Source organism: Flagellimonas halotolerans (genome assembly GCF_035818535.1).
Taxonomy (GTDB): Bacteria; Bacteroidota; Bacteroidia; order Flavobacteriales; family Flavobacteriaceae; genus Flagellimonas; species Flagellimonas halotolerans.
The window spans coordinates 315,192-326,578 of record NZ_JAYKYV010000002.1 but is presented as its reverse complement, the minus strand read 5'-3'; the positions used below and the strand labels follow the sequence as shown (position 1 = coordinate 326,578).

Genomic DNA, 11,387 nt, shown 5'->3' with positions numbered 1-11,387 from the left:
GGTGTTTCCTCAACCAATGTTTAGAATTGGTGGTCTTAGTATAATTCTTCTTTGGTTTTATTAGCATTGATTCAGATTTTAGGTATTCAAAAAGTGCATCTCTACCAATTTTGATTCCCAATTTGTCAAATTCAATTTTAAGGAGATAATATAATTTACGTGTGCCAAGTCTTGGCATTTCTTGACGTATTTTTAAAACTAGTGGTTTAACCAGCGCTAATTCGTCAGCTCTTTTATGCGCACGCTTTTCAGCTTGATAAATAGCCTGTCTACTTATCCCAAACAACCTACAGCAACGGGACAGGCTCAGCCTTTGTTGTTGTCGGATTCGTTGGATTGCTTGGGCAAATACTTTTTTCTGATGGAAGTACCATGTTGCTGATCTGAGATATCAATCATCGTGTTGAGTACTTTGTTTTTAAGCTTCTCATCGGACAACTCTCTCTCTAATCTTTTAATTTTTTGGGCTGGAGTTTCTTTCATTTTAATGTTAAGAACCCTTGGTCTTGGTTTGCTCCAGTCTAAAGTACCATGTTTTCGCAACCAAACCAAAACAGTACTCCTTCCTTGTATACCATAAGCTTTTTGAGCTTGCTTATAGGTCATATCGCCTTTTTCTACTTGAGATATTACTGCTAATTTAAAGCCTAAATTGTAATCACGCTGGGTGCGCTTATTCCTCGGGTTTTCTGAATACTTCATAAATAAGTTGATTTTGTGTCAACTTATTTCAGGACGGGACAATAAATAAAATTGAAAAGCCCACTTTTTAAGTGGGTTTTTTTATTCCTCTACGGCAGAGGAGTTCCCTAAAAAGTTATCGAACACCTGAGTAATAGTGGCCAGTACAATTACCAAAACACATCCAAAGGCATTCAACCATAAGTAGGACATCCAGTCTAAGTTGTAACCTACAATCACAATAATCTGGGTTACGATTGCTGCTACAAAAACGGCATTTCCTTTTACAAATTTGAAGAAGAACGCCAGTAGAAAGATACCAAGCACATTTCCGTAGAAAATAGAACCAATAATATTGACCAATTGAATCAAATTATCAAAAAGATTGGCCACATTGGCTATTATTATTGCAATGATTCCCCAAAGTAGGGTAAAGGCCTTGGTCGCTTTTAAATAGTGTTCTTGGGTATGTTCTTTTTTTACATTTCTTTTATATAAATCCAAAGCTGTAATGGTGCCAAGCGCATTTAATTCAGAAGCAGTGGAAGACATGGCCGCGGAGAGAATTACGGCCAAAAGGAGACCGATTAGCCCCATGGGCAAATTGTTTAGGATAAAATGGATAAACACATAATCCTTGTCGTTGGTTTCCACAGTGCCATCTGCTTTGGAAATTAATTTTTTTGCAGTTTCCCTGTTTGTATTTTCCCGTTCATTGATTTTTATGATATCCTGTTTTGCCTGCTCAATGGCATTGTACTCTTTAAGTTCGAGCGCTGCGGAAAAGGAATGTTGCGCCATTCTTTTTTCCTTTTCCAGTTCTTTATGGTCCTTTGTTAGCGATTGGTAATCGTTGGCATATTCCGATTGCATTACAGCTTCGGTAGCCGCAGGGTTAAAGTTTAAGGGAGATGAGTTATATTGATAAAATACAAACACCATGGTACCCACCAATAGGATAAAAAACTGCATCGGTATTTTAAAAATCCCGTTAAAAATCAATGCCAACTGACTTTCACGAACCGATTTGCCCGATAAATAACGTTGCACTTGACTTTGATCAGTGCCAAAATAGGCCAAGGCCAAAAAGAAGCCTCCCGTGATACCGCTCCAAAACGTATATCGGTTATTGGTATCTAAAGAGAAATCCAAAATTTCGAGTTTATTGTTCGCCCCGGCTATTTTTAAGGCCTTATCGAAAGATATATCCGTAGGGAGTGCTCCCATGATAAAGAAGAAAGCAAAAAACATCCCCAACATAATGATGAACATCTGCTGTTTCTGGGTCATACTAACCGCTTTGGTGCCTCCCGACACGGTGTAAATAATCACAAGGATTCCGATGATCACATTCAATGTCCTTAAATCCCATCCCAATACGGCGGATAGGATTATGGAAGGGGCAAATATGGTAATCCCTGCAGCCAACCCACGTTGTACCAAGAACAAAAGAGCAGTAAGGGTTCTTGTTTTAAGATCAAAACGCCCTTCGAGCATTTCATAGGCGGTAAACACCTTTAATTTTTTGTAAATGGGTATAAACACAAGGCAAATCACGATCATGGCCAAGGGCAATCCAAAATAGAATTGAACAAAGCCCATGCCGTCGTGGAAAGCTTGCCCCGGGGTAGATAAAAAGGTTATGGCACTCGCTTGGGTGGCCATTACGGACAATCCGATAGTCCACCATTTTACGTTGTCACCACCACGGACATAATCGTCCACATTATTGTTCCCGCGTGTTTTCCAAACACCGTATGCCACGATGAAGAGTAGGGTGCTACCAAGAATAATCCAGTCGAGTAATGCCATTCAGGGGTCTAATTGTTTAAAATCATTATGAGGTAAAAAACCAATATATATATGGCATTTAATAGGATAACAATGCTGTATTCCTTTTTCCATTCAAATTTGGTATCCATATTATCCTTTGACATTACTGTCTCTTTTTACTTCATTTTTTCCTATAGAAAGCATATTTGCAAAGAGCTTATATGCCCCCGAAACCCCTACAGGCAATTCCCTGAAAAAGCTTAAACCTGTGTAAATATAGTGACCTTCTCCATAAGGTGCTACAATAAGGCTTCCTTGTTTTTCGGTTTCATCTTCATCTTTCATTGAGAGAATCGGTGTAAACTCAGAACTCCATTCACTTGGAAAATACAATCCACGTTCTTGTACCCACCCATCAAAATCTTTTTTTGTGATGACATTCGGGAAATTTATCAAAGAATGGTTGGGGGCCAATATTTTTACCTCTGCATTTTCGTCAGTAACCCTGTCTCTGGAAAGCGTTACATCGTATGGGGCAATGTTTTCAAACTGTCTGGCCCATCTTCCGGCCGTATTGTACTGTACAATCATGGTGCCACCATTTTTTACATAATCGAACAGTACGGGTTGCTTAAATTTTAAGGACTCCACCACATTGTAGGCTCGAATGCCCACAACAACAGCATCGTATTTATCCAAATCCCCATTTTGAATATCATTAGGGTCAACAATATGGACTTGGTAACCGATTTGTTCCAAATTTTCGGGCACCATATCTCCAGCACCCATAATGTAAGCGATATGCTCCCCAGACTTTTTTATATCCATGCGAACCACTTTAGCTTCCGAAGGGAGTAATACGGATTGCTTTGGAATATGGTCGTAATCGATTTCTACCAGTTCTTTGTCGTAGATTTTGTTGCCCATTTTGATTTTTGGCCCAATTTTTCCTTCGCTTTCGGTATTAGGAGGGGTAACGTTGAATGTTACCGAAATTTCCTCGCCTTTTTGCGCAATGGAAAAAGGAATGTTTTGTGGTGAAACAGTCCACCCGGCTGGATGATCTAGCTCAACCGTTCCGGATACTTCATTTTTACCTGCTCTTACTTTTACCTGCACTTCCTTAGTGTTTGCACTGGCAAAAATGAGCACCTTTTCATCAATTTTGGATGTGACTTCGGGCAAAATGGCGAAGGGTTCGTACAATTCTCCCCTGTCGGGTCTGGAGTAGCGGTGCACCACGGATTTTTCAAACGGAATATCCACTCCATCAATAACCAAAGAAAAAATTGCCTTAAATGCACTTGGGGTTTCGGGTTTACCAATCAAACTTTGGTCGTTCACGGTATAGGTTCCCAAAGTTCCAGGTTCGTTTAGCCAATATGGGCTGGTATAGGAAGTGTTTTCGGGAACGGTGAAGCTAATTTCAAAATTTTCTTTTTGGTTGTTTTCCAAAATTTTGTTTGTGGTTAGATGTGCATCGGTACCAACAATCTTAATTTCTTTTAAAGTGATATTTGAAGAAGATCTGTTTATAGTTTCTATGTTGATGGTTACCTTACTGCCAGGAGTTGCAGAAGCACTTGCAGAACTGGCTTCCAAATATAATCCAGCCGAAGCTAGAATGATGTTTTTTAATTCTTCCGATTTTAATGTTCTCCAGTGTTCATCTTCAACTTTTTGTAATAGCTGATAAGCTTTTACAAGTTCAGGTATATGTTTGGATGGATTTTGGAAATCGAAATTATTTTCAACTTTATATAAGATGTCTCCAACAGCTTCGCCTCCTTTTACACGCGACCAAGTGGTGTTGATGCCTTCAAACACATCATTGTTTTTGGGCATATCGCCTTTGAGCAGTTCAATATACTCGTTGTCAACGCCTCTATCCGTCAGCCTACCAAATCCTTGACAAAGGTGTTGGCTACGTGCCATAGCGGCAATTTCGTTGTTGGAGAGTCCGATCTCTGGGTAATAGGTGCCCACATCAAGCCGAACCATACCGGATTTGTCAACTTTTTCAAATGCCTCTTGGCTACCATACTGCCACCACGAAGTATTGTAAAATATACGTTTGGGTTGCCAGGGGGTTGTCCATTGCAATTGCTCGGAATAAACATCTGGATTATTTGCCAAATCAAAGGCCTCCATGCTCAAAACAGCCGAGGACGTATGATGACCGTGTGTGGAGCCAGGGGTTCTATGATCAAATCTGTTGATGATCACATCGGGCTTTATGTTTCGAATGGCCCAAACCACATCGGCCAAAACTTTATCCTTGTCCCATATTTTTAAGGTTTCCTTTGGGTGTTTGGAAAATCCAAAGTCAATTGCACGTGTAAAGCGTTGTTCACCGCCATCTATATGTCTTGCAGCTAAAAGTTCTTGTGTTCGCAATACCCCTAAAAGCTCGGCTAGTTCAGAACCGATCAGGTTTTGCCCACCGTCCCCTCTTGTCATCGACAAATAGACCGTTCTCGCTTTTTCGTGGTTGTCGAGATAGGAAATCAGGCTTGTATTTTCATCATCGGGGTGGGCCGCTACGTAAAGGGCCGTCCCTAAAAAATTCAATTTTTGTATGTCGTGGAATAACTCTGCCGAAGTAAGCTTATCCGGTTTTTGGGCAAAAGAATTAGTGAAAAGTAGTATGGTAAGGGAAAGGAATACCCAAAAATGCTTCATAGTTGGTTGTTTAGCGGTTGATTCAAATATAGCCAGTATACATTTAGATATTGGATTATTTAGAAGAGTTTTAACATAGGCATTGGTTGATGTTATAAACCTAAACTATCCCTTAATATTAGATTTTTGTTTTCATTTTGACTCCAATAAGCGGTTTTTAGGGTTTTAATCTTGGAAGCAGAAGTGGTCAACATTTTCGCATCCGATCCAAATCCACTCTTGAATTCTTCCGTCCAACTTTCAATGGAAAATGGAAAGTCAGCCATGAACTTTATTATCAATTTTCGTTCCAATTTTGGATAGGAAATGGTATAAGTTGTTATTCCATCTTTAGATGAAATGGTTGCATTGGCAGTATATGCTTTCATCTCCTTATGCCTCAAACGGAGAAACTCCAAAGAAGGTATCATTGAAATTTCACCTTGTGGGAGGTTTTCGGGATTGATTCGGATTTTGGTCCAGATTTCATTTTCCAAAAATGATTTTTCCATAGAAAATTCTTGGTCGGCCTCACCTTCAAAATATGAATGTGAGGTAAATTTAAATTTTTCACGATTGTTGATCTGGGCATACACATGTCCGCACCATTCCTGAACGGACAAACTGGTCTTCACTGCATGCTGATTATCGTAAACCGGATAAAATGTGCTGCTCATAATGGAGTAGGGATAAATTCCTGTCAAAAAATTTTTGGTGGCATTCAATTTTAAAACCGAAATGTTTTCAGGACTGCTATTATCCGCCTTAACTTGTTTCTTGGGCAAAAATGGTTCGGTAACATAAATTAGTACCGCATTTCCTTCCCGAAGTTCACCATACCTCGCCTGATTCAATTGGTACGAAGTGATTTCAGCATCGCCGGCATACCAATAATTTTTAAAATTATCGGTAAGGGGCTGCTTTGGTTCGGTTTTTAATGTTTTTGATTTTTTATTGCTAACGGTTTCTCCGTTCTCTGTTGTTTTGTTTTTATCAGAACAAGACATCAATAAAAACAAGGTCAACATACATTCAAGAATTATACTGTTGAATATTTTTAAGGTTTTCATGAGTAGAGGATTTTAGTAAAGTTACACATCCAAACTCAAGAAACCATATCCATTAGGGTTTGGTAGACCAAATCGGTAGGAAGTCCCACCACATTGGTATAAGAACCTTGAATTTCGGTGATACCGATCATCCCGATCCATTCCTGAATGCCATAAGCCCCTGCTTTATCAAAAGGCTGACAGGTATCAATGTAGTAGTTGATTTCATCATCCGTAAAATCCTTTAGTTTTACTCTGGTAATGCCACTAACCGTTTTTTGATAATCTTTAGTGGTAAAACAGACCGAAGTTATAACCTCGTGCCAGTCCCCTGAGAGGGTACGGAGCATTTTAAAAGCTTCTGTTTTATTAGCAGCTTTGGCCAGGGAAGTATTGTTGTGCCAAACTACCGTATCCGAAGTGATCACTATTTGGTCGGGTTCCAATTCTTCTTTGAAGGGAGTGGCTTTGAGCTGTGCCAAATATTCTGATATTTCTTGCCCTTGTAATTCTTCAGGATAGACTTCCTCTACGGATTTGGGGCGTACCTCAAAATCCAATCCCAACTCTTCCAAGAACATTTTTCGTCTAGGTGAGCCGGAGCCTAAAATAATTTTTTTGTACTTAAGTTGTTCTTTGAGTGGATTTTTAGTCATTCTCGGCGCTAAAATTATCGTTCCAGTCACCACGAACTTTTAAAACTTGCTCAATAATATCACGAACACAGCCTTCGCCACCATTTTTATGGGAAACATAATCGGAAATAGCTTTTACCTCTGGAACCGCGTTTTGTGGTGAAGTGGCCAATGCCACCATTTTCATTGGGGGGATATCGGGCATATCATCACCCATATAAACCACCGATTGAGGGTCTATACCGTGAATGTCCAAATACTCTTCCAAAGGTTCTTGTTTGTGGTGTGCGCCCATATAAAAATCGGTTACCCCCAGTCCTTTTAAGCGCTCTTTCACACCTTGGTTGGTGCCACCCGTTATAATACAAACGTTGTATCCTTTTTTAATGGCCGTTTTAAGGGCGTATCCGTCCTTGACACTCATTTTACGGAGCAACTCCCCATTGGTGGTAATCATAACCGTTCCATCGGTAAAAACTCCATCAACATCAAAAACAAAGGTGGTAATGTTGCTCAAAAGCTCTTTATAATTCTTCTTCATGTGCTTGTTTTATGGCTTGGCTCAATAATTTATAGAGTGTAATGTGTTCTTTTTTGCTTAAAAGTTCCAGATGACTTTCCATACTTTTGGTGTCATTTCTGCGAGCTGGACCTGTTTGTGCTTCTTTTGGCGACATGGCTTGGATTTTATCGGCCGTTTCCATGATCAATGGTTTCAACAAATCAAAAGATAGTCCTTCTTCCAAACAAAATGCTTCGCCAACACTGTAAAGGTAATTGGTAAAGTTGTTCACAAAAACGCCCGCAAGATGCAATTTTTTTCGTTGTTGCGAGTCAATATGGTGCACGTTTTCAGAAATGGAATCCGCCAATTTATGCAAGATTTCCAGTGATTCCTTTTCTTCTGCTTCAATACAAATGGGAATAGGGCTAAAATCAACCGTTTTACCTTTGGTAAAGGTCTGCAATGGATAAAAAACCCCTTTGTTCTGGTGTTGAATCACCTTTAAACTTATAGCGCCCGAGGTATGTGCCACGATTCCCTTTTTCTTTAATAAATGTTGAGACACTTCGGTAATGGCATCGTCTTTTACGGCAATTAGGTAGACATCGGCATCAGCAATGGAATAAAAAGAATTGGATATAGAGGAATGTCCGGAAAATTGTTCTAATTCTTTTTGATTTCGACCCACGACTTGGGTAATATCAATAGCATTAGCTTTTGTAAAAGCAGTGTGCAAGTGTTTGGCGAGGTTCCCGGTCCCCAAAATCACAATCTTGAGCATGCCCAAAACTACAAATTTAGGGTTGATACATGGCAGTAAGAATTAACAAATCTGTATGATTTTTATCCGTTTTGACAGCGAGGAAGTTCTAAAAAGGCCGTATTTTTGCAAGCCGAAAGTAGACCGAATTTCCATGATTGATATTCTTAAGAAAACGCTTTTTTCCACAAGACTTATGGCTGTTCTTTTTTTGGTTTTTGCTGCGGCAATGGCTATGGGAACTTTTGTGGAGAGCTGGTACAGTACCGAAACAGCACGGATATACATTTACAATGCCACTTGGTTCGAGGCCATTATGGTCTTTTTTGTTATCAATTTCTTTGGAAATATTTATCGATACCGTCTATTGACTTGGAAAAAGTGGCCCGTGCTTACTCTTCATTTATCTTGGATTCTGATCATAGTAGGTGCTTTTGTTACGCGTTATATCAGTTATGAGGGAATGATGCCTATTCGCGAGGGGGCAACGGAGAAAGTATTTTATTCGGACAAAACCTATTTGACCGCTTTTGTTGATGGGGACATCAACGGTGAAACCAAAAGAAGGGTTCTGGAGGATGATATTTTGGTAACACCCGAAGGAAAACGTTCCAGTTTGCCTTGGAAATCCGATTTCAACGGACAACCTTTCTCCATTGGTTATGTGGATTTCATCAAAGGAGCCGAAAAAGGATTGATTCCAGACGAAAATGGAGCAGAATATCTCCAAATAGTAGAAGCTGGCAATGGTCAACGCCACGAACATTATCTGGAAAATGGTAAAATAGCCAGCGTCCATAACATTCTTTTTGCCCTTAACAACGAAACCGAAGGAGCCATCAATATTTTTTACGATGAAGAGAATGGCTTCCGCATCAAATCGCCTTTCGAGGGGAATTTTATGCGCATGGCGGACCAATTCCAAGGGAAAGTAGCAAGTGATAGCATTCAGCCCTTACAATTACGTTCGCTATACACTATGGGCGGTATGCAGTTTGTAGTGCCCGAACCTTTGGTTAAAGGAAAGTATGGAATTGTTAAAGTGCCCGATGAGGAGATTACCAAGGTAACGCAGGATGCTTTGGTTGTTTCGATTTCTGCCAATGGAGAAACTAAAGAGGTTAAACTGTTGGGAAGTAAGGGAACATCAAATTTTTCTGACAAGGTCCATGTAGGCGGGTTGGATTTTTCATTGAGTTATGGCTCCAAAGTTTACGAACTTCCTTTTTCCATAGAGTTGAATGATTTTATTGCGGAAAAATATCCTGGAACCGAAGCGGGGTATGCCTCGTTTATGAGCAAGGTTACGGTACACGACGACCGTCCTTTTGATTATGATATATATATGAATCATGTGCTGGACCATCAAGGGTACCGATTTTTCCAGTCCAGTTTTGACCCGGATGAACGTGGAACGGTACTTTCCGTAAACCACGATTGGTGGGGCACATGGATTACTTATATAGGTTATTTTCTGTTGTATATTGGTTTGATGGGTATTATGTTCTTTGGAAAAACACGTTTTAGGGATTTACAGACCATGCTCGAAAAAATTAAGAAAAAGAAAGCAGCTTTGACCACCATTGCTCTTTTCTTCGCTTTTGTGTCTACAAATGCTCAGGAGGGTCATGACGAACATTCCCTGTTGCCAACAAAAGCCCAAATTGACTCTGTAATCCAAGCTACGACCGTGGCCACGGAACATGCCGAAAAGTTTGGCGCTTTGGTGATTCAGGATGAAGGTGGACGGATGAAGCCAATAAACACTTTTGCATCCGAATTGTTGAGGAAACTGAGCGGCGATGACAAATTTAAGGATCTTTCGGCCAATCAGGTTTTCCTTTCCATGATGCTGAATCCTGGGGTTTGGTACACTGCGGACATTATTGCTTTGGGCAAAAAGGAAAACGACAGTATTCGTAAAGTTATCGGGGTTCCCGAAGGCACCGAGTTTGTAAAAGCTACCGATTTTTTTGATGCAAAAGGGACATACAAACTAAGGCCCTATCTGGAAAAAGCTACTTCCACCAACAATCCTTCAAACTTTGAGAAGGATTTTAAAAAGGTAGGTGAGCGGTTGAGTTTATTGGACATCGCATTAAGTGGGCAAATAGTAAAGATTTTTCCCCTGCTCAACGATGAGAACAACAAATGGATCTCAGCTGTGGAATATCGCTCTGGGCAATATCAAGTGCAAGATTCGTTGTATGCGAATTTTATCAAAAATGCGATGCCGTATTATTTGAATTCCCTGCAAAAATCCATAGTCACTGGCGATTATTCACAGGCAGATAGATTATTGGAGGCCTTCAAACAAAATCAAAAAAATCACGGGGAGGAAGTCTTGCCATCGGAAAATAAGATCAAGACTGAGATAATCTACAACAAGCTGGATCTGTTCAACCGTTTGTACAAATACTACGCCTTGGTCGGTGTGTTGTTGTTTTTTGTGTTGATTGCTAAAATTTTTAAGGAAAGAAAGGTATTGGATGCCTTTGCCTATTTATTGAAAGGGACCATCATCATATTCTTTATTTGGCATACTATTGGTTTGGTGTTGCGTTGGTACATTTCTGGCCACGCCCCTTGGAGTGATGCCTATGAAAGTATTCTGTATGTAGCGTGGGCAACCATGGGCATTGGTTTGGCCTTGGGCCGAAAAAGTGAACTTACCATTGCGGCAAGTGCTTTTGTAACCTCAATGCTATTATGGATAGCCCACCAGAGTTGGGTGGATCCTGCTATCGCCAATTTGCAACCTGTACTCGACAGTTATTGGTTGATGATTCACGTTGCCGTTATTGTGGGCAGTTATGGTCCTTTAACGGTCGGGATGATTTTGGGAGTGGTCGCATTACTGCTCATGGTTCTCACTACGAAAAAGAACAAAAAGCGAATGGACCTTAATATAAAAGAGCTTACGGTTATCAATGAACTGGCTCTTACCGCTGGTTTGGTAATGTTGACCATAGGTAACTTTTTAGGCGGCCAATGGGCCAACGAGAGTTGGGGACGTTATTGGGGATGGGATCCCAAAGAGACTTGGGCACTGATCTCGATTATGATATATGCTTTTGTGCTTCATATGCGGTTGGTTCCCGGGCTAAGAAGCAAGTGGGTTTACAATTTTGCAAGTGTTATCGCCTTTGCCAGTATTATGATGACCTATTTCGGGGTAAACTTTTATTTGGTTGGCTTGCACAGTTATGCAAGTGGGGATCAAGTAATAACCCCGAGCTTTGTGTGGTATACCGTACTCGGGGTCTTTATTCTGGGAGGTATCAGTTTTTGGCGATACAAGGTGCATTACGCCAAAAAATAGT

Annotated in this window: 7 protein-coding genes and 1 pseudogene; 1 reads left to right on the top strand and 7 read right to left on the bottom strand. The window is 40.3% G+C overall.

Going from position 1 to position 11,387, the window contains the following annotated elements:
* The 7 genes and pseudogenes from VM932_RS04640 to VM932_RS04610 all read right to left on the bottom strand — a co-directional run.
* Window positions 1-702, bottom strand: a pseudogene (locus tag VM932_RS04640) (transposase family protein); the annotation flags it as partial.
* 81 nt (window positions 703-783) lie between these two features.
* Window positions 784-2,493 (bottom strand): sodium:solute symporter family protein, encoded by a 1,710-nt coding sequence (locus VM932_RS04635; protein ID WP_326277383.1) that lies wholly within the window; start codon window positions 2,491-2,493, stop codon window positions 784-786.
* Between the two features lie 111 nt (window positions 2,494-2,604).
* The gene (locus VM932_RS04630) at window positions 2,605-5,136 is read right to left on the bottom strand and encodes a PIG-L family deacetylase (RefSeq protein ID WP_326277382.1); all 2,532 of its coding nucleotides are present in this window, start codon (window positions 5,134-5,136) and stop codon (window positions 2,605-2,607) included.
* 92 nt (window positions 5,137-5,228) lie between these two features.
* Complete coding sequence (locus tag VM932_RS04625) at window positions 5,229-6,185, bottom strand: septum formation inhibitor Maf (RefSeq protein ID WP_326277381.1); 957 nt, start codon at window positions 6,183-6,185, stop codon at window positions 5,229-5,231.
* Window positions 6,186-6,220: 35 nt separating this feature from the next.
* On the bottom strand, window positions 6,221-6,820 hold the full coding sequence (locus tag VM932_RS04620) for a Maf family nucleotide pyrophosphatase (RefSeq protein ID WP_326277380.1): 600 nt from the start codon (window positions 6,818-6,820) through the stop codon (window positions 6,221-6,223).
* Window positions 6,813-7,340: a KdsC family phosphatase gene (locus VM932_RS04615; protein ID WP_326277379.1), complete on the bottom strand. Its 528-nt coding sequence runs from the start codon at window positions 7,338-7,340 to the stop codon at window positions 6,813-6,815. Before VM932_RS04615 ends, VM932_RS04620 begins: the two co-directional genes overlap by 8 nt.
* The gene (locus tag VM932_RS04610) at window positions 7,324-8,085 is read right to left on the bottom strand and encodes a Rossmann-like and DUF2520 domain-containing protein (protein ID WP_326277378.1); all 762 of its coding nucleotides are present in this window, start codon (window positions 8,083-8,085) and stop codon (window positions 7,324-7,326) included. The genes VM932_RS04615 and VM932_RS04610 overlap by 17 nt, the downstream gene beginning before the upstream one ends.
* Window positions 8,086-8,218: 133 nt before the next feature.
* On the opposite strand from VM932_RS04610, the gene VM932_RS04605 reads away from it, so the two are divergent.
* Window positions 8,219-11,386, top strand: a complete 3,168-nt coding sequence (locus VM932_RS04605) for a cytochrome c biogenesis protein (RefSeq protein WP_326277389.1) — start codon at window positions 8,219-8,221, stop codon at window positions 11,384-11,386.
* Window position 11,387: the final 1 nt, after the last annotated feature.